The sequence below is a fragment of the Arthrobacter sp. M4 genome, from assembly GCF_020251205.1.
Lineage (GTDB): Bacteria > Actinomycetota > Actinomycetes > Actinomycetales > Micrococcaceae > Arthrobacter.
This window is the reverse complement of sequence record NZ_JAIWYX010000006.1, coordinates 1-26,277: the sequence shown is the minus strand read 5'-3', so window position 1 is coordinate 26,277 and position 26,277 is coordinate 1. Positions and strand designations below refer to the sequence as shown.

Here is a 26,277-nt window from a genome sequence, read left to right as displayed (position 1 = left end):
AAAGAGCCGCCAGGCATTTTCTGGAAGAAGAGTCTCGGATCCGTTCCTCTTTCCCAGCACAAGCAGCCTGGGAGGGTCGCTGCGAGCCGTTGTCTAGTAACCCGCCCACGCGTACCGTGAACCTCAACTGGGGCTGCAGAATCGGGCAATCCATATGAGGACGAAACATGCACACTAAGTACCGCACCACACTCAAAGCACTGGCCGTCGTGGGCGCAGCAACAGCGCTGGCCGCCACCGGAATTGGACCGGCGGGAGCCGACGCGACGATTCCCCTGAACGTGGGACAGGAGACCACGGGTTCCGATACGGGCGCCCACGGCTTCTTCAGCTACACGATCGAAGGCAGCGAACTCTGCTACACGTTGTCAGTGCAGAACCTCTCCGCGAATGCAGTTGCGGCGCACATCCACGTAGCACCGCGCAGGGTGGCCGGTCCCATCGTCATCCCCCTAGTGGTGGAGCATGCGACCACGTGGACGCACTCGGCGTGCACCACGGCTGATGCTGGCCTTCTAGCCGCCATCAGCGCGGACCCGGGCGCATACTACGTCAACGTGCACACGCCGACATTCCCCGGCGGGGAAATCCGCGGCCAGCTGAAGTAGCCGCGCCAACACGCAAAGCGCCCTGCGACGGACACAAGCCGGTCGCGGGGCGCTTTGCGTGCTGGACGAAATCAGGCGGTGCGGCCCGGCGGTTGGGCCCGCAGGACCTCCAGCCGTTGCCGGAACTCAGTCTCGTCGATCTCGCCCCGGGCGTACCGCTCCCTCAGGACACCTTCCGCTCCCTGGCTCGCAGCCCAGCAGTGGTTGCGTCGCCAGGTTCGCCTGGCCACGAAGATGAACAGGAGGATCACCAGGATCCAAAACAGCGGGAACAGGAGGAAGAACGGCCAATACGTGCCATCTCCCCAAGGCCCGTGCATAACGACGGCGGCAGGCGCCTGGGCGGCCGCCTGACCGATGGTTGTTATCAGTGATGTGAGCATGTCCGGTCTTCCCAACTCTGTGTTCCGGCTCCTGCCGGTCCGGGCCGTCTTTCGGCTCTATTGAGAGTCTGCCGCCAGGCGCTAACCTGGGCGTCCGCCGTCGGGAGTCACCTTGGCCCGGTTCCCTACTCCCCCAGGAGGCCATTCGGGAAACCGGTAGTGACGCGAGCCGGCTACTGGCTCCAACCGGGGCGAACCAAACCCGACTCGTACGCGAGGACAACAAGCTGCGACCTGTCGCGTAGGGAAAGCTTGGTCATGATGCGGGAGACGTGGGTCTTGGCCGTGAGCGGCGTGATGAACAGCCTGTCGGCGATTTCGGCATTGTTCAGGCCCTCCCCCACAAGCGCCAGGACTTCCCGTTCACGCTCGGTCACCTGGTCCAGCGGGACGCGTTTGGACTCCGCACGGCTGCTTGCCGCGAGTTGCGCCATGATGCGCCGGGTCACAGAAGGTGATAGCAGGGCATCGCCGTCATGCACCACGCGGACAGCACGGATGAGTTCCTGGGGCTCAGTGTCCTTAATGAGGAATCCGGCGGCCCCCGCCGCAATCCGTCGACGTCCGGCATACGAATGTCCATCAGGATGACGTCAGGCTCCTCCCGGACCGCCACCCTGACCGCCTCCCGTCCCGTGCTGGCCTCGCCCACCACGGTCATGTCCGGTTCAGCATCAAGCAGTGCACGGAAACCAGCCCTGATCAGAGTTTGATCGTCAGCCAACAACACGCGGATCATGAAACGCCTTCCTCACTCGCTTCCGGCCCCCGCTCCCCCGCGCCAGGCTCCGGGCGCGGACCGAGGGGAAGCCTAGCCCTGACACGCAGCCCGGGCTCCAACTGTTCCACGGTGAGGGAACCGCCCAGGGCAGCCGCCCGTTCCTTCATGCCGCGCAGCCCGTTGCCCGGCGCCGCTCCGCGTAGTCCTGCACCGTCGTCATCGATGGTCACCGTCAGCTGACCATCAGCGGTCTCAAGCAGTACGACGGCGGTGGTGGCCCCCGAGTGCCGGGCGACGTTGGTCAACGCTTCCTGGACAATCCGGTAGGCGGCCTCCTGGTGCGCCCGGGCGACCGGAACTCCGATCCGTTGGTCCAGGACCGCCTCAATGCCTGCAAGGCGCGCAGCCTCCACGAGTTCATGGAGCCGGTCCAGGCCTGGCCGTTCCGCCGGGCCGAGAGGGGCATCGTCGCGCAGGACGCCCAGCAACTGGCGGACTTCCAGCAGTGACTCTTTGCTGGCCTCTTTGATCGCCTCCAACGCCGGACGGAGCCTCTCCGGGTCCTTCGACCCGAGGTGCAGTGCAACGGACGCCTGGACGTTGATCATGGACAGCGAATGCGCCACGACGTCGTGGATATCGCGGGCCAGGTTCAGCCGGTACTCGTCCCGTTCCGCCTTGAGCTGGGCTTCGCGGCGGCGACGGTATTCGGCGAAGCGCTCCCGTCGCCGTCGGACGCCCTGGCCGATAATCACAAGTATCGCGGCCCAGGCTCCCACTGTGGACGCCCGGATCGCCCAGGTTCCATCGGACGGACTAAAGGTGAACAAAGCGAAACCGGCGGCTGCCACTCCAGCCCCGGCCCAGGCCTGCCAACGCAGCCCTGCAGCGGACGTCAGCACAATGGATATTGCGAGGGACAGTGCGATGGGACCCCACGCATAGTCCAGCACGATGTACGTCCCGGTCAGTGCCAGCGTTACAGGCAACATGGCGCCGGGGGCTGGTTTCCGGAGCCAGAGTGCGGCGGGCCCCGCCACCAGCAGGAGGATAGCCAGGGCGTCCAGGGGGCGCCTGTCCTCCTGGTGGATAGCCGCGAAAAGTGTGCCCAGAACCTGGATCAGGGCAACGGCCACCACTATCGCGCCGGTGGGCGGACCATGGAAACGGCGGGGCATACTCCGAGCCTACCGGCGAGGTGCGGCGCCGTCGTCGGATTAACGGCGTAGGGCGGCTACTCCCCGGGGAGTAGCCGCCCTACGCTTGGTTGGAGCGCCGTGGTCAGTCGATGCCGGCCTGGCGTTCGGCTGCTTCCACAACGTTGGCCAGGAGCATGGCGCGGGTCATCGGACCGACGCCGCCCGGGTTGGGTGACAGCCAAGCGGCGACGTTGACAGCGGCCGGTTCCACATCGCCGGTGACCACTGCCTTGCCGTTGCCGTCCTCAATGCGGCTGACGCCGACGTCAAGCACAATGGCGCCCGGCTTGAGGTCCGCCGCCTTGATCATGTGCGGCTGGCCGGCTGCCGCAATAACGACGTCGGCCTGCCGCAGTTCGGCGGCAAGGTCCACGGTGCCGGTGTGTGCCAGGACCACGGTGGCGTTGACATCCTTGCGCGTGAGCAGGAGCCCAACAGGGCGGCCGATGGTCACGCCGCGGCCGACCACGAGGACGCGCTTGCCCTTCAGGTCGATGCCATGGCGGGTCAGCAATTCCACGCAACCCTTGGGTGTGCAGGGAAGCGGTGATTTCATTTCTCCGCCCACATTGGCCACCAGGCGGCCCAAGTTCATCGGGTGCAGGCCGTCCGCGTCCTTCTCCGGGTCCATGGCCTCGAGGATGACGTCCTGGTCGATGTGCTTAGGCAGCGGAAGCTGGACGATGTAACCGGTGCACTCGGGGTTGTCGTTCAGCTCGCGCACCACGTCCAGCAGCTGCTCCTGGCTGATGTCCTCGGGCAGGTCGCGGCGAATGGACTGGATGCCTACCTCGGCGCAGTCCCTGTGTTTTCCGGCTACGTACCAGGTGCTTCCGGGGTCATGGCCAACAAGGATAGTGCCAAGGCCGGGCGTGACGCCCCTCTCGCGAAGGGCATCAACACGGACCTTCAGTTCGGCCTTGATCTGGGCGGCAGTGGCCTTGCCGTCCAGGACCTGTGCTGTTTTTTCAGTCCCTGCGTCGGCCACAGTCACCACTGCTCGTGGCCGGGGTACAGCGGGAAGTCCGCGGCGAGCTTGTCGACGCGGGCCTGCAGTGCCTCGACGTTGGTGGCGGAGCCGTCCTTAAGTGCGGTGGCGATGATGTCCGCAACCTCGGTGAACTCTGCTGCGCCGAAGCCGCGGGTGGCCAGGGCCGGAGTGCCGATGCGCAGGCCCGAGGTGACCATCGGCGGGCGCGGGTCGAACGGAACGGCGTTGCGGTTGACGGTAATGCCAACGGAGTGCAGGAGGTCTTCTGCCTGCTGGCCGTCCAGCTGGGAGTTGCGCAGGTCCACCAGGACCAGGTGCACGTCCGTGCCACCGGTCAGGACGGAGACACCAGCCTCGGCAACGTCAGCCTGGTTGAGGCGGTCGGCGATGATCTTGGCGCCCTCCAGGACACGCTCCTGGCGCTCCTTGAATTCCGGGGTACCGGCGATCTTGAATGCAACTGCCTTGGCGGCGATGACGTGCATGAGGGGGCCGCCCTGCTGGCCCGGGAAGACGTTGGAGTTGAGCTTCTTGGCCCACTGCTCCTTGGCCAGGATGACGCCCGAACGCGGACCCGCAAGGGTCTTGTGCACGGTGGAGGTCACGACGTCGGAGTGCGGCACGGGGCTCGGGTGCAGGCCGGCTGCCACCAGGCCTGCGAAATGCGCCATGTCCGTCCACAGGAGGGCACCCACCTCGTCCGCGATGGAGCGGAAGGCAGCGAAGTCCAGGTGGCGGGGGTAGGCGGACCATCCGGCGATGATGACCTGCGGCTTCTCGGCGATAGCCTGCTCGCGGAGCTTGTCCATGTCGATGCGGAACGTGTCCTGCTCTACCTGGTAGGCGGCGACTTCGTACAGCTTGCCGGAGAAGTTCAGCTTCATGCCGTGCGTCAGGTGGCCACCGTGGGCCAGGGACAGGCCAAGGATCTTGTCGCCGGGCGTGATCATGGCGGACAGCGCAGCGGCGTTCGCCTGCGCGCCCGAGTGCGGCTGAACGTTGGCGTACTCGGCGCCGAAGAGGGCCTTGACGCGCTCGATGGCGAGGTTTTCGGCAACATCCACGTATTCGCAGCCACCGTAGTAGCGGCGTCCCGGGTAGCCCTCGGCGTACTTGTTGGTCAGGACGGAGCCCTGGGCTTCCATCACGGCCCGGGGAGCGAAGTTCTCGGAAGCGATCATTTCCAGGGTGCCGCGCTGGCGGCCCAGTTCCTGGTCAAGGACAGCTGCAATCTCGGGGTCGAGTTCGGCCAGCGGCTGGTTGCTGACGCTCGTGGACGTGGTGGTGTTCGTAGTCACGAAGATCTCCTGGTTGGGCAACGGGAACTGCTACAGGTCAGGCTACCGGCTGGGGGTGTGGCCAGTCCCGATGGTTACGGGCATGACAGCTTGCCGGCACAACATGACCCTCGGCCCAGGCGTACGATCCGTGGTCTTCATGGGCGCCGCTCCCTGGTGGTTCACCACCCAACGCCAGTCGCGACGATGTTAAGGTTACAGGAGACCGCGCTCCCCGCCGAAAGTCAGACAGGTAGTGGCGTCCGGATTGTGGACTGCTGGCGCAGGTAGGCTGGTAACCGTGACTGAACCGACCGCGCCTTCCTCCTATGTTGTATCCCTCTCCTGCCCTGACCGTCCCGGAATCGTGCATGCCGTGGCAGGCGCGCTACTGGAGGCCGGGTGCAACATCACCGATTCGCAGCAGTACGGCAGCCCTACCACAGGCAACTTCTTTATGCGCGTCGAGGCGGACACTCCGTCGACCATCGGGGAGCTCACCTCGGCACTCGAGCCCGTGGCAACGGCCTTCACCATGAACTGGCAGGTCAAGCCAGTGGGGGAGAAAGTCAGAACGCTGATCCTGGGCTCCAAGGAAGCGCACTGCCTCAATGACCTTCTCTTCCAGCAGCGCACCGGCACACTGCCCATCGATGTACCCGCCATTGTGTCCAATCACCGGGAACTCGAGGAATTGGCCGATTTCTACGGGATCCCGTTCCACCACATCCCCGTCACGCCGGACACCAAGCCGCAGGCCGAGGCCCAACTGCTGGAGCTGATCGAACACCATGACATTGAGCTCACGGTCCTGGCCCGCTACATGCAGGTCCTCTCCAATGACCTTTGTGCGAAGCTCAGCGGCAAGGCCATCAACATCCACCACTCATTCCTGCCGTCGTTCAAAGGTGCCAAGCCGTACCACCAGGCACACGCCCGCGGAGTGAAGATCATCGGTGCCACTGCGCACTACGTGACTGCCGACCTTGATGAGGGTCCCATCATCGAGCAGGAGGTCATCCGGGTGGACCATGCCCGGACGGCCGAGCAATTCGTGCAGATGGGCCGCGACGTCGAAGGACGGACGCTGGTGCAGGCTGTTCAGTGGCACGCGGAACACCGCGTCCTCCTGGACGGCACCCGGACAGTGGTTTTCAACTAGCCAGTGGTTTTCAACTAGCCAGTGGTTTTCAACTAGCCGCAGTCCTACGCTGTTGGCATGGATGCCAGCGCTGATTTATCGGGCGCCATAAACGGCCAGGCCAAGGGACGCAGCGCCGAGGGCCCACTTGACGGCGGGCACGATGCTAACGAGGCACGGCTGGCTGCCTACTACAACCAGCGTGCCCGCACAATGCGCCCCTTTCCCATAACGTCGCAACGTGTGGCGCACCGCGAGGCGTTTATCCACCTGCTCAAGGCCGAGGCACGCCGCTCAGTCCTTGAGATTGGCTGCGGAGTTGGCATCGAAGGCCTCGAATTTGTGCGTGCCGGGATCCACTACACGGGCGTCGACTTATCAGAGGAAAGCGTGCACCAGGCCCGGGCCCGGCGGCTGGAGGCCTCCGTGGCCAGCGGCAGGAGCCTGCCGTTCGCCCCTGCGACGTTCCATTCGCTCTGGACGATGAGCACACTGCTGCACGTTCCCAACTCGGCCATCGATGAGGTGCTTGCCGAAATGGTGCGGGTCGCACAGCCAGGGGCGCCGATCGCCGTCGGACTCTGGTCCGGGGAAGATGAAGAAGTTCTCAACCCGGAGGACGTCATAGATCCGCCGCGGTTCTTCAGCCGGCGCAGCGACGCCACGGTCCTGCGTATCTTCGGAGCCCACGGCTCTGTGGAGTCCTTCGAGACATGGCCGGAGGGCGCCGGGCGGGACTCCGGTCCCGGCGCTGGTGCTTGGGAGCAGCACTACCAATACCTGATCCTCCGGACACCGTCCTAGGAGCCGGGTTATAGACGCTACGCTGGCGTCATGGCACCTGTTTACGCATTCGGGGGCGACACCCCGGTCATTCATCCCTCGGCTTTTGTTGCACCCACGGCATCCATCATCGGCGACGCCCGCCTCGGCAAAGACGCCAGCGCGTTTTATGGTGTGTCCGTCCGGGCCGATACCGCCACCATCACTGTGGGCGAGGGCAGCAACCTCCAGGACAACGTGGTCCTCCATGCCGACCCTGGTTTTCCGTGCACAGTGGGCAATGGCGTCAGCGTAGGACACGGAGCCGTTGTCCATGGTTGCACCGTGGAGGACGACTGCCTGGTGGGCATGGGCGCAACCATCCTGAACGGTGCCGTCATAGGTGCCGGTTCGCTGGTGGCCGCCGGCGCCGTCGTACTTGAAGGCACCGTGGTGCCGCCACGCTCCCTGGTGGCCGGGGTCCCGGCCAAAGTCCGCCGGGAACTGAGCGACGACGAGTTCGACGGCGTCAAGGACAACGCCGCGCGCTACGTCAAACTCGCCGCCGCGCACCGGGAGCTGCATCAGGACTAATCCAGGCTGATCGGTCCCAGCTCGTCCAGCAGGTCACCGGGGCCGGGGTTATCGCGAGCCGACGAGCCTCCCAGGTAGTGCACCACGCCCCACACCGCATTCAGGCCGGTGGTAATGGCTCCTTCTGCCCAGCCGGCGGTAAAGGAAACATCATCTCCGGCCAGGAAGATGCCGCGCTGGTTCGCGGGCAGCGAGTCCTGCTTGAAGTGCGTAAAGAGCCGCTGCTGGTAGCGGTAATGCCCCGGCAGGTTCGCCTTGAACGCGCCCATGAAGTTGGGGTCGGCTTCCCAGGAGACCGTGATCGGACGGCCGACGATGTGGCTGGCGATGTCCACGCCGGGGTAGATCTGCTCCAGGGAATGGAGCATAAGCTCCACACGCTGGTCAGCGTCGAGGGCCAGCCACTTCAGGGCGTCGTCGTTCCAGGTGTAGGACAGCAGGATGACCGCTGGCTTGTCCGGGCCATTGTCCAGCAGGTACGTGGCGCGGTTCAGCCTGTCAGTCAGAGTCATGGACATGGTCTCGCGGCCCGTGGCAGGGTCGATGTCCTTCCAGAACGGCCGGTCCACCATTACGAATGTTTTGGACGACTGCATGTAGTGCGACCGCTCGATGGCTGTCCACAGCTCCGCTGGGAAGAGTGATTCCTCAGTGTGGATCCTCGTGGACAGCAGCCATGATTGGCAGGTGGTAACGACGGCAGGGAACGCCGTCTCCCGGCCCCACCTTTCGCGGACCAGGAGTTCTCCCCCGGGTCCGCGGGTGATACGGTCCACGGCGCCCCGCGGCGAACCGCTGTGCAGGGAGGCCAGGGATGTGCCTTCCGGCCAGTGGACCATGTTCGACGGCGCGTGGCTCCACAGTGCCTCTGGCAGCCTTTGCGCTCCGCCCTTGATGAGGCGGTGCTTGTCGTCGGCATCGGTGTAGACAACCCGCAGGATTTCCAAGATGGAGTTGGGGAAGTCGGTGTCCCAGCCGCCGGTGCCAAAGCCAACCTGGCCAAAGGCCTCCCGGTGCGCGAAGCCAGCGTCCTTGAAGGCCTGGCTGGCTGCTACGAAGCCATAGAAAGTCTGCTCGTCCATGCGCGGCAGGAGCTCATTCCACAGTTCCTTGATGCGGCGAGTGTCGCGGATGCGGATGGCTTCCTGCATTTCCTTGAACGCCGCATCGTCGTTCAGGGCAGAGCGCCAGGCATCGGCTACCTCGCGGAAGAATACGGGCAGCTCATCAGCGGTGTTGGCGTAGTGCTTCTTGCCGGCCAACTCAATAACTGTGCTGGACGTTGCAGGGGCAAGGGGGTTGGGAAACTCCTGGGTTTCAAGCCCCAGCAGGTCCACATAGTGGTAGAAGGCCTTGCCGGACTCCGGGAACCGCATGCCGCCCAGGTCCGCCACTACGTCCGGGGCAGACGGGAAGGAAGCTGTTCGGAGGCGCCCGCCGATCTGGTCCGCTTCATAGATCACAGGCTTGAGGCCGAGTTTCATCAACTCGTATGCGGCGACCAAACCGGACAGGCCGGCGCCGATAACTGCCACTTCCGTGCCGTGGTGCACCTGCGGAATCGCGCCCAGGCCAGCCGGGTGTTCCAGGTACCTGTCATAGCTGAAGGGAAAGTCCGGGTTCAGCATGGTGATCGGTTGCTGTTCCCCTGCGCGGGGACGTCCGGCTTGGGTCCGCGTCGCCTCGGGTAGCTCTGTAGCGATGGTCATGGGGTTTCTGCTTTCACGCGTTCCGGGCTTGAGGCCCTGTTGATAAGGTCACGGTAGTCGTCCTCGCCCAGCGCGGCGACCCTTGAATTGCGGCGGCCGTAGCCGAAGTAGAGAGCGGCACCCACGAGCATCCACGCACCGAAAACAAGCCAGGTGTCTGCACCAAGGTTTGCCATCAGGTAGGCGCACATGAGCGTGCCGAGAACAGGGGTGAGCGGGTAGAGCGGAACCCTGAACGTCCTGGGTAGCTCAGGGCGGTTGCGGCGCAGGTGGATCACGGCAAGGTTTACCAGTGCGAAGGCGAAGAGGGTCCCGATGCTTGTGGCATCGGCAAGGGCGCCGAGCGGCACCAGCCCGGCGGTGATTGCGACGGCGATACCCACAATGAGGGTCCCGGCAACCGGTGTGCCGGTCCGCTGGGAGACGCGCCCGAATACGCTCGGGACCAGCCCGTCACGGGACATGGACAGCAGAATGCGCGTCTGGCCGTACAAAACAGTGAGGACAATGCTGGCGATCGCCAGGACGGCCCCGACTGCGAAGACCAACGCGATCCAGGGCTGCTGCGTGGTTTCCTCGAGGATCTGGACGAGTGCGGCCTCGGTGCCATCGAACCACCCCCAGGGGCGGGCACCGATAGCAGCCACGGCTACCAGGACGTAGATGCTGGTGACAATCAGCATGGACAACATGATGGCCCGCGGCAGGTCACGCTTGGGGTTTCGCGCTTCTTCACCCGCAGTGGACGCCGCATCGAAGCCGATGTAGGAGAAGAACACACGGGAGGCGGCAGCGGAAACACCGGCTGCGCCCATTGGCATCAGGGGCTCGAAGTGGCCGCCGTTGAAGGCCGTGAAGGCAACAGCGCAGAAGAAGAGCAGGATGCCAACTTTGACGACGACGATGGCCGTGTTGATCCAGGCGCTTTCTTTGGCACCACGGACCAGGAGGAGCATGGCCAGGACGACGATCACCACGGCGGGAACATTGACGACGCCGCCGTCCCCTGGTGGTTGGGACAGGGCTTCCGGCAGGGACTGCCCGAACGCCGCCAGCGTCTCGTTGACATATTGTCCGGCGCCTACGGCGACGGCGGCAACGGACACTGCGTATTCGAGGACAAGGCACCAGCCACAGATCCACGCCACACCCTCGCCCATGGTGGCGTAGGCGTAGGAGTAACTGGATCCTGAGACCGGAACCAGTCCCGCCATCTCCGCATAAGAGACGGCGGAGAGGAGGGCCGCAACTCCGGCGATGACAAAAGAGATCCAGATCGCAGGACCCGCGAGCGGCACCGATTCGCCCAGGATGACCAGGATGCCGGTGCCGAGGGTCGCCCCCACGCTGATCATGGTCAGTTGCAGGACACCGAATGAGCGGACGAGCTTGGGACCGCCTTGACTGCCCCCTGCTTCTTCCGTGAGTTGACCGATTGGCTTGCGGCGCAGGAGTTGGGCTCCCAGCGAAGTGCGGGCAGTGAAAATCTTTGCTGCATTGGGGGCTGCTGCCCCGGTGGTCTTGGTATCAGGCACGGTCACCATTGACGTCCCTTCGAGAGTAGTTGGTGGATTCCCCGCAACCAGAGTAGGGCTGTGAGCCAACTCTCACGTCGGTGCAAAATGCCCTATGATGTTCCACTATGAGTCAGATTGCACAATCACACGGCCTCGCCCAAGGGGCCCTCGCAGGACAGGTCAACGTTGATCTGTCTGCAATTTCAGACAATATCAAAGCTCTGCGCAAACGCTCCAAAGCTCCGCATTTCATGGCCGTTGTCAAAGGCAATGCCTATGGCCATGGCTTAGTGGATATCGCCCGGACAGCACTCAGCGCCGGTGCTGACTGGCTGGGCACCGCGCAGCTCACGGAGGCTGTCGCGCTCCGCAAAGCCGGCATTACGGCACCCATCCTCTCGTGGCTCTATCTGGCATCCCAGACCAGTGCAACCATCCGCGAGGCGCTCGAAAACGACGTCGACGTGTCCCTTGGCAGCGCAGAGCAGCTTCGAGTGCTGGCAGGCATTGCCACGCAGCTGGGCAAGGTGGCCGCCGTCCATCTGGAACTGGACAGCGGCCTCAGTCGAGGCGGGGCGCGGATGGAGGACTGGGCAGACCTTGTGACCGCCGCACGTGCGGCCGAACTGGACGGCACGTTGCGCGTTCGCGGAATCTGGACACACCTGGCTTGGGCGGACGTTCCCGCCCACCCAGGCAACAGCGCTGCCGTCGCAGACTTTGAGCGCGCGGTGCAGGCTGCTCACGACGCCGGGTTAGCTCCCGAACTGCGCCATGTCTCCAGTTCCGCCAACATCTTGGATCGTCCGGAATTCCATTTCGACATGGTCCGTGCGGGCTTGGCGATCTACGGCCTGGCACCTGCAGACCACCTCAACCCCGCAGATTTTGGCCTGCGTCCGGCACTTACCGCCACGGCACCGCTGGTCATGGTGAAGCGCGTACCGGCAGGTACCGGTGTCAGCTACGAACATCGGTCAATCACGCACGAGCCCCGGTTCCTGGGTCTTATTCCCCTCGGCTACGCCGACGGCATCCCCAAAGGCATCACCGGCAGGAGCCTTGTCAGTATCAATGGAAAACGGGTACCGGTGATCGGCAAGGTCTGCATGGACCAGTTCATGGTGGACCTGGGCCCTTCGGCGGATGGCATCAGGGTGGGCGACACCGCCGTGCTTTTTGGTGATCCTGCCACCGGAGCCGCAAGCGCGGACGATTGGGGCTCCGCGATCGGCAGCCATGGTGATGAGATCATCAATCGGATCGCGCCGCGGCTCGCCCGCTCGTATTCAGCCGGCTACGAATGCCCGGACTACCAGGAGGATGGCCGTGACGGCTGAGCCGGAGGCCGGGCGCCTGGGATTCGTCACCCTGGACCAGTTTCTGGCGCAACTGCCGCCGCAGCTTGAAGTACTGCACGACGGCGGCAGCGGCGACGTTCCGCTGCGATGGGTGGAACCCAGTGAGCTAGAAGACCCCACGCCCTACCTGTTGGACGGGGAACTGATCCTGACCGCCGGACTGCCGTTTCAGGGAGCGGCAGGAACGGCGGCCAGGGTCAGCGAATATGTCAGGCGGCTTGTGTCCGCCAAAGTCGCAGCCCTCGGCTTCGGCATCCAGCCATACTTCGAAGCAGTGCCGGAAGCCTTGGTTTCCGCTTGCCGGGAGCACAACCTGACGCTGCTGCTGGTTCCGCCTAGCCTGCCTTTCGCAGCTATTGGCCTGGAGTTTTCCCGGCTCCTTGAATCCGATAACGCCCGCGTTTTCCGGCAATTGGCAGATGCGAATCGACAGCTGATGCGGGCTGTGCTGTCGAGCCGTCCCGAACATGAACTGCTGGCCACCCTGGTGCAGCGCGTGCCCGTCTGGGCAGCGGCCTACGGAGCGGACGGAAAGGTCCGGGCGCGAGCCCACTCCCCCAACGGAGGAGGTACGGCGCAGCGAGCAGGTTCCGCTCCGGCTGCAGGCCACGAAGGAATGGCCAGGCTCCTGGAGCGCCTACTTGCCGGCAGCGGACCGCGCCTGGAGATGGACAGTTTCAATGAACCAGGTTCGGCTGTGGTTGTCGGCCATCCCCTGCGCAGCAATCGGGACGCTACCCTTGGTGCGCTGGTGCTCGGTTCGGGTAAGCCGCTCACCGCCGCGCAGAACAACATGGTGTCCACCGCCGTCGGACTCCTTGAGTTGCTGGCTCGTCAGCGCACCAGCGGTTCGTTGGCACCCAGCCAGCTGGCGACGTCGCTGTTGTTGAACCCGGATGTCCTGTCCTCCGGTGCAGCACGGGAGCTCAGCGGCCTCAAAGACCTGTTGGCGCAAGCGGCCGGCGCAGGCCGCACGGCTTCCCTGCGCGTTATCCAAGGGGTTCGCGCCGCCGACTCACTGGAATCCGGTGACAGCCCCGTTCGGGAAGTCCTCCAATGGCGGCGGCTGTTCGACACCAAGCTCGTGGCCCTCACCGACTATGGCTTCGCGGCAATCACTCGCCTGAAAGTGGACGAGGGCTTGCTTGCTGAAGTTGAGCGCCTGGGCTGGCGGCTGGTGGTGGGCGACCCGACAGAGCTCACCGGACTAACGGCCGCGGCCCAGCGGGCAACCGCCTTGCGCTCCAGGGTGCTGGCAAGTGGCGCAAGCATCAGGGTGGAAGAGGCCGCCTGGTCCGTGACCGGCCTGCTGGGCCCGGAAGCCGGCGCACTGCTCGCGGAGCGCGTCTTGCAGCCGTTGTTGAGCCTTCCCGCTGAGCGCCGCACAGCTCTAATGGGTGTGCTGCGGGGCTGGTTGGCCGAAAATGGCAGCTGGGATGCCTCCGCCAAGGCGCTGGGGCTTCATCGCAACAGCGTCCGCCGCCAAATCGGCGTCATCGGAGAATTGCTCGACGCAGACCTCAACAGTGCGCAGGTTCGTGCGGAGCTGTGGATCGCCCTGCAATATACGGAGACAGAGGGTGCGGCTCAAGAGCCGCAGAGGCCCCAGGCCCGGTAGGCCTCCGGCCGCCGATCGGCCAGGTAAGGTACGGCCGCCCGAGCAGCATCGACCGCATCCACAGAGACCTCGGCGAGCAGCAACTCAGCTGCCGTTCCCGCCGATGCCAGCAGTCCGCCGTCGGGCCCTGCCACCACGCTCCCGCCCAGGAACATGCAGCCGTCCTCTGTTCCCGAGTGGTTCGCGTACGCGACGTGCAGCTGGCTCTCCAGCGCCCGTGCACGCAGCAGCACTTGGGGCACGGCGTCGAAGCCATGCGACAGCGCCGTGGGGACAAGGAGCAACTGGGCTCCGTGGGTGGCGGCCGTCCGGACTGCCTCGGGGAATTCGACGTCGTAGCAGATCAGCAGAGCCGCCTTGATTCCGTGAAAGTCGACGACGGCGGGCGGCTGGCTGCCGGCGCCAAAGGCCTTCCGTTCGCCCTCCCCAAAAAGGTGGACTTTGGCGTAGTCGGTAAGGACCGTGCCGTCCCTGTCCAGAAGAGTGGCGGAAATGCGCCAGCTCCCGTCAGGGGCAACAGCAGGAAGGCTGTAGACCAGCCCGATCCGGTGGCGGCGGGCTATGTCCTGGAGCCGGGCCCGGAGCGCTGGCAGGGAATCGGGGTCGAGTTCCGCTCGGACCCTGACGGGTGCGTAGCCTACTGTGAAAAGTTCCGGGGTCAGGAGCAGGCGCGCGCCCGCGGAGGCTGCTCGTTGTGCGGCTTGGTCGATTGTGCCCAGGTTGACCTCCGTGTCCAATACCACGGCATTGGCCTGGAGTAGGGCTAGAAGCATCGTGACCGCCTTTGCTCGGAATTCCTGCAGGTCAGAACCTGTGCGTCCACGGTAGCTCCGGGCAGGGCTGATTCACCGGGACAATTGGCCCCGGAATGCACCCTGACGGGATGTATTGTCCCTACGAGGAACCGCGCGCGCTGTTTAGTGTTCACTGGAGTTGCGTTAACTTCTTGACTACAAACAGACATTAGTGAACGATACTTGTCATGCCTGCAACGCCGCGCTCAACGAAGAGCCCACCCAAGAAACCTGGTTCGCAAACGGCCCTCCGGCATTTGAATCAGCAGCGCATCATCGAGTGCCTGCTCAACGGGCCCTCGACCCAGGCTGAGCTGGCCCGGCAAACCGGGCTCTCCACTGCCACGGTGTCCAACATCGTCAAGATCATGCAGGACGTCGGGCTGGTATCCACCGAACCCACTACCAGTTCGGGCCGCCGCGCGCTCAACGTGAGACTGAACGGAAACGGTGTGGTGGCCGTCGGAATCGACTTCGGCCGCCGACACCTGCGGGTGGTCCTCGCTTCGCTGAGCTACCACATCATCGCTGAGGATTTCGTTCAGCTGCCCCTCGGTCACCATGCTGAAGACGGCATCGCGGCGGCGGTTGAACTGCTGGACAAATTGATGGCGGAAAGCGGTGTGGACCGTGACTCCGTGGTAGGCGCCGGCGCGGGAATACCCGGCCCAATCGACCACCGTACAGGGACCGTGGCACAGGGCGCCATCCTGCCGGAATGGGTTGGAATCCACATCCTGGATCGGCTGGAGGAAGCCCTGCAATTCCCCGTATTTGTTGACAACGACGCCAATCTTGGCGCCTTGGCGGAAGTGACGTGGGGACCCCATAGCGGAGTGTCCAACCTGATGTTCCTCAAGATCGGATCGGGCATCGGCGCGGGGCTGATCCTCAACGGCGCACCCTACTACGGCAACGTGGGGATCACGGGCGAAATCGGCCACGCCACCATCCACGAGCACGGCATGATTTGCCGTTGCGGCAACCGCGGCTGCCTCGAAACCATCGCCTCCACCACCGTCATGATCGAGCTGCTCAGCAGGGGCAGCAAAGAGAAATTCGAGCCCGACAGGATTGTCCGCGACGCCCTTGCCCGGGACTCGGCAACCCTTCGGGTCATTGATGACGCGGGCCTGGCGGTAGGGCGGGCGCTGGGCAACGTAGCCAACCTCATCAGCCCTGAAGTGATTGTTGTTGGCGGTCCGCTCGCAGGGCTGGGCGACCTCCTCCTGGACCCCATCCGCAGGGGCCTGGTACGGCATGCCGTACCCATTGTCGGCGAGACCACACACCTTGCAATGTCATCCCTCGGAGCCCGTGCTGAGGCCCTTGGAGCAGCCGCTTTGGTGTTCCAGCATGCCGGAATCGCCAGAAGCTAATCCGATTCGTTACCTGGCCGTTGCGTTCAAGTCTTGACGACAAGACCTGCAATCCAGTTTACTTTTTCATCAGAACGCCCGGGCATTTCGGGCGGACAACGACGTCACACGCATTGGAGGCGCAGGGCCTATGACGACCCCAACCACTCACCAGGAGCCAGTAATTCTGGAAATGCGGTCCATCACCAAGGAATTTCCAGGGGTGAAGGCGCTGTCGAATGTGAACCTGCGAGTCAAGGCAGGTGAGATACACGCCATTTGCGGCGAAAACGGCGCTGGCAAGTCCACGCTGATGAAAGTGCTCTCCGGTGTGTACCCCCACGGAACGTACACGGGAGACATCGTGTACCAGGCGGAAGTGCAGCAGTTCAAGGACATCAGGGCCAGCGAGCACGCCGGCATCGTGATCATCCACCAGGAACTGGCCCTCATCCCGGAACTCTCCATCATGGAGAACATCTTCCTGGGCAACGAGCCAGTCCGGCGCGGAATCATCGACTGGGCGGAAGCAAGGCGGCGCTCCTTGGAGCTCCTGGCACGCGTCGGGCTTCGCGAGGACCCGGACACGCCCATCAAGGAAATCGGCGTCGGCAAGCAGCAGCTTGTTGAAATCGCCAAGGCGCTCAACAAGTCCGTGAGGCTCCTTATCCTTGACGAGCCGACGGCCGCTCTCAACGAATCAGATTCGCAGCACCTGCTGGACCTGATCTCCGGCCTCCGGGGCAAGGGCATCACCTCGATCATCATTTCGCACAAGCTCAACGAGATCGAGCAGATTGCCGATTCCATCACGATCATCCGCGACGGCAAGTCCATCGAGACCCTGGATGTGAAGGCCGACGGCGTTGACGAAGACCGCATCATCAAGGGCATGGTGGGCCGGACGCTGGAATCCCGATTCCCGGACCATACACCCAAAATCGGCGAGGTCTTCTTCGAGGTCAAGGACTGGACAGTGGGACACCCCCAGGTCCAGGACCGCTTGGTCTGCAAGGGCTCCAGCTTCCACGTCCGCCGCGGCGAGATCGTCGGTTTCGCCGGCCTCATGGGGGCGGGGCGTACCGAACTGGCACGGTCCATCTTCGGACACTCGTACGGACGATTTATTTCGGGTCGGGTTTTCAAGGACGGCAAGGAAATCCGAATGCACAACGTCCGCCAGGCCATCGACGCGGGGCTGGGGTATGTGACAGAGGACCGCAAGTCGTTGGGCCTGAACCTTCTGGACGACATCAAGACCACAACGGTAGCCGCCAACCTGCGGGCAATCAGCAAAAACTTCGTGGTGGACACTAACAAGGAATTCACCGTAGCCGAGCAATACCGCAAGTCCTTGCGCACCAAGACACCAAGCGTGGAGGAGGGCGTTGCCAAACTCTCCGGCGGCAACCAGCAGAAGGTTGTCCTGGCCAAGTGGATGTTCACGGACCCGGACCTGCTGATCCTGGACGAGCCGACCCGCGGGATCGACGTCGGCGCTAAATACGAAATCTACGGAATCATCCAGACGCTGGCCAACCAGGGAAAGGGCGTCATTGTCATTTCCTCCGAATTGCCCGAACTGCTGGGCCTCTCCGATCGCATTTACACGATCTTCGAAGGCACAGTCACCGGCGTACTGAACAAGGACGAAGCCAGCCAGGAAAGCCTCATGAAACTCATGACGTCCAGCCGAAAGTCAGCCTGACGGCTGCCCCATCCAGACTCTTCCGGACACAAGGAATTCACCATGAACGCGCTCAAGAAGCTCTTCGGCGGCAATACACGCCAATTTGGCATGATTTTCGCCCTCGTCGCCCTGATTGTCTTCTTCCAGATCTTCACTGAGGGCCGGACGCTCACCCCCGGCAACGTCATCAACCTGTTCAACGGCAACTCCTACATCCTGATCCTAGCCATCGGGATGGTGCTGGTGATCATCGCCGGCCACATCGACCTGTCAGTGGGTTCCGTGGCGGCCTTCGTAGGTGTGACAGTGGCCCTCGCCATCCGTGACTGGGGCATCCCCTGGTACATGGGTGTCCTGTTCGGCTTGGTCCTTGGCGCCGTGATTGGTGCGTGGCAAGGATTCTGGACCGCCTACGTGGGCATCCCCGCGTTCATCGTGACGCTGGCGGGCATGCTCCTGTTCCGTGGCTTTAACCAATTCGTCGGCAAGTCCAACACCATCCCGGTCCCCGAAGACTTCCAGTACATCGGCTCCGGCTACCTTCCCGAAGTCGGCCCGAACATCGGCTACAACAACCTCACCATGCTGATCGGCATCGTGGCTGTGGCCTTCGTGGTGTTCGGTGAACTCCGTGCCCGCCGGAATGCCAAGGAACTCGGCGCCGAGGTACAAGAAGGCTGGGTCATGGCCACCAAGCTGATCCTGATCTGCGGTTCCATCCTTTACGCCACGTACCTCTTCGCCACCGGACGTCCGGGAACGTCCTTCCCCATCCCGGGCCTCATCCTTGCCGTCCTGGTCCTGATCTACGGCTTCGTCTCCTCCAAGACAGTAATCGGCCGTCACGTCTACGCCGTAGGCGGCAACCGCCACGCGGCAGAGCTCTCCGGCGTCCAGTCCAAGAAGGTCAACTTCCTGGTCATGATGAACATGTCCATCCTGGCCGGCCTGGCAGGCATGATCTTCGTTGGCCGTTCCACCGCCTCTGGCCCATTCGACGGCGTTGGCTGGGAGCTTGACGCCATCGCAGCCGTGTTCATCGGTGGTGCGGCAGTCACCGGTGGTGTGGGCACCGTGATCGGATCCATCGTTGGTGGCCTGGTTATGGCTGTCCTCAACAATGGCCTGCAACTGCTGGGTGTTGGCGCCGACCTCACCCAGATCATCAAGGGCCTGGTCCTCCTGGCCGCAGTAGCCTTCGACGTCTACAACAAGACCCAGGGCAAGAAGTCCATCATCGGCCTGATGCTGAAGAATTTCGGCCGGAGAAGCGAAGAACTCGCCCCGGACGAAATCACCTCCACCAAAGAGGTCATCTCCAAGGAAGCCTGAGCAGCTTCAGTCAATTTCCCGCTCCACCCATCACAAAGAAAGTGAAGCTAAGTTATGCGAATGTTTGGAACAGCAGGAAAGGCGGCAGCGATCGCTGCTATCGCAGCGCTGGCGCTGACGGCCTGCGGCCGCTCAGACAGCGGATCCAGCGGAGGTTCCACGGCAGGTGGCGAAGCCTTCCCCAAGAACTCTTCGATCGGCGTCGCACTTCCCCAGAAGACCAGCGAAAACTGGGTACTGGCAGAGAAGCTCTTCAACGACGGGCTGTCCTCGGCTGGCTTCAAGCCGGACGTTCAGTTCGCCAACGGCGGCGTCTCGGAGCAGCAGAACCAGATCAGCGCCATGGTCACCAAGGGCGCCAAGGTCATCATCGTGGGTGCAATCGACGGTTCCCAGCTGGGTACCCAGCTGAAGCAGGCCAAGGACTCCGGCGCCACGGTCATCGCTTATGACCGCCTGCTGCTCAACACGCCCAACGTTGACTACTACGTGGCCTACGACAACTTCAAGGTCGGCGTTCTCCAGGGCACGGCCCTGCTGGAAGGCCTGAAGGCCAAGAAGCCCACGGGCCCGTACAACATTGAGCTCTTCGCTGGTTCCCCGGACGACGCCAACGCCAAGGTCTTCTTCGACGGCGCCATGAGCGTCCTGAAGCCAAAGATCGACGACGGCACCCTGAAGGTCCTTTCCGGCCAGACCGCTTTCGAGCAGGCTGTGACCCAGGGCTGGAAGGCTGAGAACGCCCAGCGGCGTGCTGACACGCTGCTGACCGGAAGCTACGGCAGCGCTTCCCTGGACGGCGTCCTTTCCCCGAATGACACGCTGGCCCGCGCTGTCCTGACGTCGGTCAAGGCCGCCGGCAAGCCCTTGCCCGTGGTCACCGGCCAGGACTCCGAGGTTGAGTCAGTGAAGTCGATCATGGCAGGTGAGCAGTACTCCACCATCAACAAGGACACTCGCAAGCTCGTTGAGCACGCGATCCAGATGGCGAAGGACCTGCAGGCCGGCAAGAAGCTGGAAATCAACGACGACAAGTCGTACAACAACAAGGTCAAGACCGTTCCGGCCTACCTGCTGGAGCCGGTCATCGTGACCAAGGCAAACGTCAAGACCGCCTACGTTGACGACCCGGTCCTCGGGCCGCTCACGAAGTAGTCCTTCCCAACACTGAAGCCCCGGTCGCCACGGCGACCGGGGCTTCAGTCGTTTTGGCTCGCCGCCGCCGTTTCCCCACCTTTGGGAGCCGACGACGGCGTTTCTCACGGAATCGCCGACGAACCGGCGCTTTCTGTTTCGAAGATGGGGAATTTCAGCGGAGGGCGCGGGCCAGCCCTCACAGCCCGCGCACAGCATCGCCTTTCGTGCCGCACAGTCGCAGCCGCCAGTCTGGGAGCAGCGTCCCGCCAGTCAGGCGGGCTTGTCGGTAGGAGAAGAGTGAGCGTCTTAGCGCGCAGCGTCGGAAACGCTTTCCGAAACAAGATCAGAACGGCGGCGGTGGTGGCGGTCCTCACCGTGGCGATTGGGTTGGCCCTCGCCATGCTCGTCGCCAACCAGGCCGTTGGCGCCAAGGTCCAGGAGCTGAACGCGTCCGTCGGGACCGTGCTGACTGTCAACCCTGCCGGTGGCCAGGGCTTCGAAGGAGGTGGCGAACCGCTCACCGCCGAACAGGCGGCAAAGGCGGCCACAGTTCCGAACGTCACGTCAGTGGTGGGAACCAAGGCGCTGAGGATGCGTACGGAGACCACGACGGCGTCAGGCACCTCGGGCACGACGCAAACCCAGGGCGGACCGGGAGGCGGCCCCGGCGGCCAGGCGGCCACCGCGGTCACCACCAACTTGACTGCCGCCGTCGACGCCGGAACCCTGGGGAACCGCAACAACACGTCCAACGGAACCGGCAACGGTGCCACAGGCAACGCCGCTGGCCCCAACGGCACAGCTAACCAGACCCAGCCTGCCTTTTCCCTCCCCATCACAGCCACAGGCATCGAAGCCGAGGTGGACAGCACCGGCAAGGCCCTGAACATCACATCGGGCACCGGACTTGGCGACTATAAAGCAGTCAGCGGAAAGGCTCTGCTCGGCACCACTCTCGCTGAGAAGAACAAACTTTCCGTCGGTTCCACCTTCACCATCAACGGCCAAACATTCACCGTTGCAGGGACCTTCGATGCGGGAACTGCGTTCGGCAACAACGCCGTCTATTTGACGCTCGCCGATGCTCAGAAGCTGGCCAACCTACCGGATGAACTCTCCACCATGATCGTCACTGTCAACAGCATGGAGAACGTCGACTCTGCCAAGACGGCACTCCAGGCCGCTCTTGGCTCGGACAAAGCGGACGTGACCCAAGGTCAGCGCAACCTGGAAACTGCCGTAAGCTCCTTGAACAGTGTTAAGGGCATCTCACTGGTTGCCTTCATTGCGGCCCTTGCCACCGCCGGACTCATCATCCTGCTGATCATGGTCATGCTGGTCCGCGAGCGCCGCCGCGAAATCGGGGTACTGAAGGCGATCGGCGCCCCAAACCGCACTATCGGCCTGCAGTTTGTGCTTGAGGCGCTCGTTTTGGCGACGCTCGGCAGCGTTGTGGGTGCCGTCGTCGCGTCCTTCGCCAGCGGCAGCATCGCCTCCGCGCTGATCAGCACCAACACAACAACGACGGCGGGTACCGGCCAGCGTGGGGCCGGCGGCTTCCCCGGTGGTGGAGCGGGATTCCCGGGCGGCGGCCCGTTCGGTGGTGCCCAGCAGCTCCTGACCTCCGTGACTGCCAGCGTGTCTCCGGAAATCCTGGCCGCCGGCGTCGCAGCCGTGTTCGGTGTAGCGATCATCGGCGCGCTGGTCCCCGCGCTGCTTACGGCACGAATCCGTCCCATCGAAGTCCTCCGAGGAGAGTAATCATGATCGAAGTCAAAGACCTGGTCCGACAGTTCAAATCCGGAGACCGCACCATCAAGCCGGTCAACGGAGTCAGCTTCGAACTCGGAAAGGGAACGCTCGCTTCCATCGTCGGCAAGAGTGGCAGTGGCAAGAGCACACTGCTGTCCCTCCTCGGGGCTCTGGACAAGCCCACTAGCGGCGATGTGATTGTTGACGGAGTCAGCCTTGCCGCCCTGCCCGACACTAAGCTGACCGAATACCGTCGGCGGGACATCGGCTTTGTGTTCCAGCAGTTCAACCTGATACCCAACCTGTCGGCTGTGGACAACGTGATGCTTCCCATGGAGTTTGCGGGCGTTCGCAAGGCTGCCAGGTCTGCCAGGGCGAAGGAACTGTTGGAGCAAGTCCAACTCGACCCGGAAAAGCATGGCCGTCGGATCAACAGGCTGTCCGGTGGTGAGCAACAGCGCGTCGCTATCGCCCGTGCCCTCGCCAACGAGCCCAAGCTGATCCTCGCTGACGAACCAACCGGGAACCTTGACGAGCAGACGGGGGAACACATCATCGCACTCCTCAGTTCGCTGAGCCGGGACCACAACACCACCATCTTGGTGGTTACCCACGACCGTTCCCTTGCCAACAAGGCGGATCGACGGTTCCGTCTGCAGCAGGGGAGGCTAAGCGAAGAGGCTTCCCGTCAGCGGGTGGCGGCGCCGGCCAGCTGATCGTCGATGCCAGGGGTTGTGCCGGCGCGTTGGGGGCGTCGGCACAACCCCATCCGATGGCAAGATAGGGCTCATGAAAACGCCCATCGCCACGCCGTGGCTCTTCAGCCAAGAGAACCAGGACCCCCGAGCCGCCACCGGAAAGAGCCTGCGATGGGGTGTGGTGGCCACGGGCTCAATTGCCAACTTAGTGACCGAAGACCTGGCCCAGCTCGCTGACGCGACGCTGTATGCCGTTAGTTCACGCTTCCAGTCGTCCGCGGATGAATTCGCCGCCGCGCGCGGCTTCGCCAAAGCCTACGGGGACGACGACGGCGTGCCCGGCTACCAGCGGCTCCTTGGGGATCCCGACGTCGACGTCGTCTACGTCGCCACTCCGCACGGCCAACACCATGAGGTGGTCAAGGCGGCCCTCAATGCCGGAAAGCACGTCCTGTGCGAGAAGGCTTTCACAGTCAACGCACGGGAGGCCGCCGAGCTGGTGTCGCTGGCCCGGGAGAAGAAGCTTTTCCTTATGGAGGCGGTGTGGAGCCGGTTCCTGCCCAGCATGCAGCGTGCATTCCACATCGCGGCGTCGGGTGAAATCGGTGAGATCCAGTGGGTCAGCGCCGATCTTGGCTTCCCTGCGCCGTACTCCCCCACGGCTCGCCTCTGGTCTCCCGCCGCTGGCGGCGGTGCGTTATTGGATATCACCGTCTACCCGCTGCTTTGGGCGCTTGGAACGCTCGGTTTTCCGCAGTCCGTCAGCGCCATCGGAACGTTGAACGGAGACGGCGTCGATTCGCAGAACGCGCTATCGCTCAGCTACGCAAACGGCAGCCAGGCCCAGCTGACCTCCTCATTGCTGGCGCACGGCCCCCGCATTGCGGCAGTGGCGGGATCGAAGGGCTTCCTCCAGACGCAGGGCTCCATCAACAACCCGAGGGAGTTGCTGGTCAGGACCGGCTGGGACGAACCTCGCACCGAACGGTTTGACGTAGTTGGAATCGGCTACACCTATGAGCTGCGGGAGGTGACGCGGTGCATCCAGCAGGGCCTTACAGAGAGCCCCGTGATGCCTCTGGAGGACTCGCTCAGCACGATGCGGTTGTTCGACGGCGTCCGCTCCCAACTCGGGATCCGGTACCCAAACGACGCCCGCTGACGGTCCTTGGTCGTCCTAAAAACTCTGGACTAACCCAGAGGACGGACCTAGTATGGGTCGCGAACCGTTGAAAATCTGCCGGTAGACGCTGGGGGGTGTCGAAGATGGATGGTGAGCGCACTACTTCGCGCGCCGTTCGGCTTCTCCGCTCTGCCCTGCTCGCTGGCGCTGGCGCTGCGGTTTGGCTGACTTTGTCTGCAGGGTCGGCCACCGCAGACGCCGGCACCGGTTCCCATCCCGCTCCCCCCGCGCACGAAAATGCTGCTGCATCGTTGCTGCAGACCGCTGCGCACGGGATCAAGGCAGTATCTGGCCATGCCGTCAGTGACGTCGCCGAGCAAGTATCGGCGCCTGCTAAGGCCCCTGTCCCAGTCCCCGTGACGGGTGGAACCGGCACAGCGCCGGTGACAGCGCCCCCGCCCGTGGTCCAGCCACCCGTGGCTAGCGTCGCGGAAGCCGCAGATCGGCTCGTGGCCAGTGTGCCAGTGGTTGGATCCGCGGTCCCCGAGGGCACGGTCTCAACCGTCACATCACCCGTCACGGGGCCTGTCGACACCACCCTGCAGGAGACTCTTCAGCCGGTTATCAACACCGTTGCCCCGGCCATCCCGGTGACGGAGCAGGTCAGCGAAGTTGTACAGCCCGTTCTGGAGCTCGTGGGACCTGTGGCTGACCTCGTGCCTGATCCGGTGAGCCTCCCGGTCCTGAACTCCGCGGCCCACACGCCAGTTGAGAACGCTTTGTCCGTTCTGGCCAGCACCGCCCCTGAGGCCGCCCCGGACACCGTCAATGCCGCCGTCGGGCCTGCCGCTTTGGCGGCCACCGGCGCCAGTGCCCTGTCTCCGGAAAGAGCCGCAGCAAAGGCCGCGGCAACTCCGGGCAGCCTGCCGGCCACCGCGCCGGACTATCCGACACCCCAAGAACCGCTTGCTTGGCCCAGCGGCCTGGCCAGTGGTTCGGCAGTCAATTCGCATGACTCCGCTGGGTCCTCCGCAGGCGTACTGCAAGGGGTCAGCCTTGCACCTCCCGCCGCCTTGGCTCCCGCGGGTCTTCCGCGTAATGACCGGCTTCCAGCGCCGGTGTCATTCGATCCCGGATCTTCTCCCGACTAGTGCCTGCCGCGCCGCGCGGACCGCATAGGTCCAGCGGCTGACGGCAACGCGGGTGTGCCCCAATTGGGACGCCGCACCCGACTCACTAGGCATTCAGGAGAAACCACCATGAATCGCAATCTTCGTAGAGGGCTGCTTGGCACCCTCTTCGCCGGAGGCCTCCTGGCCCTCGGCACTGCGGCGGCCAATGCCGCAGACACGGCAACTATCAATGCAGGAGACACCACTGTGTCAGTGCTGGGCGGCACATCGAGCGCCAGCCCGGCCGTCGGCGTCACTGTCGGCAATGTGACGGCCAACGTACTCCCTGGCGGAACGGCCGGCGGGACTGCGGCTACCGTCGCAGCGACTGGATCCACCGCCAACGTCCTGACCGACGGCACCAACCCCGCTGTTACCGTCGCTGCCGCCGGCACCACGGTGAACGCGCTCGACGCGGGTACCGTCGGGACCGTGGGAACCGGGAACGCCGCGAACGTCGCCCTTGGCGATGGCACGGCCAATGTCCTGACGGATGGCACCAACCCGGCTGTTACCGTCGCTGCCGGTGGCACCACGGTGAACGCGCTCGACGCGGGTACGCTCGGCACCGGGAACGCCGCGAACGTCGCCGTCGGCGACGGCACCGCCAATGTCCTGACGGATGGCACCAACCCGGCTGTTACCGTCGCTGCCGGTGGCACCACGGTGAACGCCGTCGACGCCGGGACGCTGGGCACCGGCGCCGGTGACCTTGGAACGCTGGGCGACCTTGGCAACCTGGCCACCCTCGGCGACAGCACGGCCAATGTCCTCACGGATGGCACCAACCCCGCCATCACGGTCGCCGCAGGCGGCACCACGGTGAACGCCCTCGACGCTGGTACGCTCGGCACCGCTGGAACAGGTAACGCGGCAAACGTCGCTCTCGGCGATGGCACGGCCAATGTTCTGACGGATGGCACCAACCCCGCCGCCACCGTCACCGCAGGCGGCACCACAGTGAACGCCCTCGACGCCGGGACCCTGGGCACCGGGAACGCCGCAAACGTCGCCCTCGGCGATGGCACGGCCAATCTTCTGACGGATGGCACCAACCCGGCTGTTACCGTCGCTGCCGCTGGCACCACGGTTAACGCGCTCGACGCGGGTACGCTCGGCACCGGCGCCGGTGACCTTGGAAGCATTAGCAACCTGGCCACCCTCGGCGACAGCACGGCCAATGTTCTGACCGACGGCACCAACCCGGCCATCACGGCCGCCGCGGGCGGCACCACAGTGAACGCCCTCGACGCCGGGGCCCTCGGCACCGGGAACGCCGCAAACGTCGCCCTCGGCGATGGCACGGCCAATCTTCTGACGGATGGCACCAACCCGGCTGT

General features: G+C 64.1%; 22 protein-coding genes and 1 pseudogene. 15 read left to right on the top strand and 8 right to left on the bottom strand.

Annotated features, from left to right (window positions below; translation table 11 throughout):
• Positions 1-167: 167 nt before the first annotated feature.
• Entirely contained in the window at positions 168-608 is a 441-nt protein-coding gene (locus LD110_RS11845) for a CHRD domain-containing protein (protein ID WP_225499025.1), read from the top strand.
• Between the two features lie 71 nt (positions 609-679).
• On the opposite strand, the gene LD110_RS11840 is transcribed toward LD110_RS11845, so the two are convergent.
• The 5 genes and pseudogenes from LD110_RS11840 to glyA all read right to left on the bottom strand — a co-directional run bounded on the left by LD110_RS11840 (position 680) and on the right by glyA (position 5,200).
• On the bottom strand, positions 680-991 hold the full coding sequence (locus tag LD110_RS11840) for an SHOCT domain-containing protein (RefSeq protein WP_225499024.1): 312 nt from the start codon (positions 989-991) through the stop codon (positions 680-682).
• Positions 992-1,164: 173 nt separating this feature from the next.
• Positions 1,165-1,730: pseudogene (locus tag LD110_RS11835) on the bottom strand (response regulator transcription factor).
• Positions 1,727-2,890 (bottom strand): sensor histidine kinase, encoded by a 1,164-nt coding sequence (locus tag LD110_RS11830; RefSeq protein WP_225499023.1) that lies wholly within the window; start codon positions 2,888-2,890, stop codon positions 1,727-1,729. The pseudogene LD110_RS11835 and the gene LD110_RS11830 overlap by 4 nt, the downstream one beginning before the upstream one ends.
• 103 nt (positions 2,891-2,993) lie before the next feature.
• A complete protein-coding gene (locus LD110_RS11825; RefSeq protein WP_225499265.1) occupies positions 2,994-3,899 on the bottom strand; it encodes a bifunctional methylenetetrahydrofolate dehydrogenase/methenyltetrahydrofolate cyclohydrolase in 906 nt (301 codons plus the stop codon).
• Positions 3,900-3,901: 2 nt separating this feature from the next.
• The gene (glyA, locus tag LD110_RS11820; RefSeq protein ID WP_225499022.1) at positions 3,902-5,200 is read right to left on the bottom strand and encodes a serine hydroxymethyltransferase; all 1,299 of its coding nucleotides are present in this window, start codon (positions 5,198-5,200) and stop codon (positions 3,902-3,904) included.
• A gap of 280 nt (positions 5,201-5,480) precedes the next feature.
• On the opposite strand from glyA, the gene purU reads away from it, so the two are divergent.
• Genes purU through LD110_RS11805 form a run of 3 tightly spaced genes read left to right on the top strand, consistent with a single transcriptional unit; the run spans position 5,481 to position 7,676 of the window.
• A complete protein-coding gene (gene purU, locus LD110_RS11815; RefSeq protein ID WP_225499021.1) occupies positions 5,481-6,341 on the top strand; it encodes a formyltetrahydrofolate deformylase in 861 nt (286 codons plus the stop codon).
• Positions 6,342-6,398: 57 nt separating this feature from the next.
• On the top strand, positions 6,399-7,124 hold the full coding sequence (locus tag LD110_RS11810) for a class I SAM-dependent methyltransferase (protein WP_225499020.1): 726 nt from the start codon (positions 6,399-6,401) through the stop codon (positions 7,122-7,124).
• A gap of 30 nt (positions 7,125-7,154) precedes the next feature.
• Positions 7,155-7,676: a gamma carbonic anhydrase family protein gene (locus LD110_RS11805; RefSeq protein ID WP_225499019.1), complete on the top strand. Its 522-nt coding sequence runs from the start codon at positions 7,155-7,157 to the stop codon at positions 7,674-7,676.
• Here the strand turns inward: LD110_RS11805 and LD110_RS11800 are convergent.
• Positions 7,673-9,385: an NAD(P)/FAD-dependent oxidoreductase gene (locus LD110_RS11800; RefSeq protein WP_225499018.1), complete on the bottom strand. Its 1,713-nt coding sequence runs from the start codon at positions 9,383-9,385 to the stop codon at positions 7,673-7,675. The two genes, LD110_RS11805 and LD110_RS11800, sit on opposite strands and share 4 nt — an antisense overlap.
• Positions 9,382-10,929, bottom strand: a complete 1,548-nt coding sequence (locus LD110_RS11795; protein WP_225499017.1) for an amino acid permease — start codon at positions 10,927-10,929, stop codon at positions 9,382-9,384. The genes LD110_RS11800 and LD110_RS11795 overlap by 4 nt, the downstream gene beginning before the upstream one ends.
• Before the next feature lie 98 nt (positions 10,930-11,027).
• Between LD110_RS11795 and alr the strand changes: the two genes are divergently transcribed.
• Both alr and LD110_RS11785 read left to right on the top strand, forming a co-directional pair.
• Complete coding sequence (gene alr / locus LD110_RS11790) at positions 11,028-12,242, top strand: alanine racemase (RefSeq protein WP_225499016.1); 1,215 nt, start codon at positions 11,028-11,030, stop codon at positions 12,240-12,242.
• Entirely contained in the window at positions 12,226-13,881 is a 1,656-nt protein-coding gene (locus tag LD110_RS11785) for a PucR family transcriptional regulator (RefSeq protein WP_225499015.1), read from the top strand. The genes alr and LD110_RS11785 overlap by 17 nt, the downstream gene beginning before the upstream one ends.
• On the opposite strand, the gene LD110_RS11780 is transcribed toward LD110_RS11785, so the two are convergent.
• Positions 13,851-14,654, bottom strand: coding sequence for a nitrilase-related carbon-nitrogen hydrolase (locus LD110_RS11780; RefSeq protein WP_225499014.1), 804 nt, complete (start codon positions 14,652-14,654; stop codon positions 13,851-13,853). The two genes, LD110_RS11785 and LD110_RS11780, sit on opposite strands and share 31 nt — an antisense overlap.
• A 209-nt stretch (positions 14,655-14,863) precedes the next feature.
• Here LD110_RS11780 and LD110_RS11775 point away from each other — a divergent pair, with 209 nt between their 5' ends.
• The 9 genes from LD110_RS11775 to LD110_RS11735 all read left to right on the top strand — a co-directional run.
• Complete coding sequence (locus LD110_RS11775; RefSeq protein WP_225499013.1) at positions 14,864-16,054, top strand: ROK family transcriptional regulator; 1,191 nt, start codon at positions 14,864-14,866, stop codon at positions 16,052-16,054.
• A 130-nt stretch (positions 16,055-16,184) separates the two neighbouring features.
• Positions 16,185-17,741 (top strand): multiple monosaccharide ABC transporter ATP-binding protein, encoded by a 1,557-nt coding sequence (mmsA, locus tag LD110_RS11770; protein WP_225499012.1) that lies wholly within the window; start codon positions 16,185-16,187, stop codon positions 17,739-17,741.
• Positions 17,742-17,783: 42 nt separating this feature from the next.
• The gene (gene mmsB, locus LD110_RS11765) at positions 17,784-19,055 is read left to right on the top strand and encodes a multiple monosaccharide ABC transporter permease (RefSeq protein WP_225499011.1); all 1,272 of its coding nucleotides are present in this window, start codon (positions 17,784-17,786) and stop codon (positions 19,053-19,055) included.
• Between the two features lie 54 nt (positions 19,056-19,109).
• The gene (locus LD110_RS11760) at positions 19,110-20,210 is read left to right on the top strand and encodes a sugar-binding protein (RefSeq protein WP_225499010.1); all 1,101 of its coding nucleotides are present in this window, start codon (positions 19,110-19,112) and stop codon (positions 20,208-20,210) included.
• Between the two features lie 279 nt (positions 20,211-20,489).
• A complete protein-coding gene (locus LD110_RS11755) occupies positions 20,490-21,953 on the top strand; it encodes an ABC transporter permease (protein WP_225499009.1) in 1,464 nt (487 codons plus the stop codon).
• A 2-nt stretch (positions 21,954-21,955) separates the two neighbouring features.
• Complete coding sequence (locus tag LD110_RS11750; RefSeq protein ID WP_225499008.1) at positions 21,956-22,660, top strand: ABC transporter ATP-binding protein; 705 nt, start codon at positions 21,956-21,958, stop codon at positions 22,658-22,660.
• Positions 22,661-22,733: 73 nt separating this feature from the next.
• Positions 22,734-23,804, top strand: coding sequence for a Gfo/Idh/MocA family protein (locus LD110_RS11745; protein ID WP_225499007.1), 1,071 nt, complete (start codon positions 22,734-22,736; stop codon positions 23,802-23,804).
• A 95-nt stretch (positions 23,805-23,899) separates the two neighbouring features.
• A complete protein-coding gene (locus LD110_RS11740) occupies positions 23,900-24,916 on the top strand; it encodes a hypothetical protein (protein ID WP_225499006.1) in 1,017 nt (338 codons plus the stop codon).
• A 108-nt stretch (positions 24,917-25,024) separates the two neighbouring features.
• On the top strand, positions 25,025-26,277 hold a 1,253-nt coding region (locus LD110_RS11735), incomplete at its 3' end, for a hypothetical protein (protein WP_225499005.1).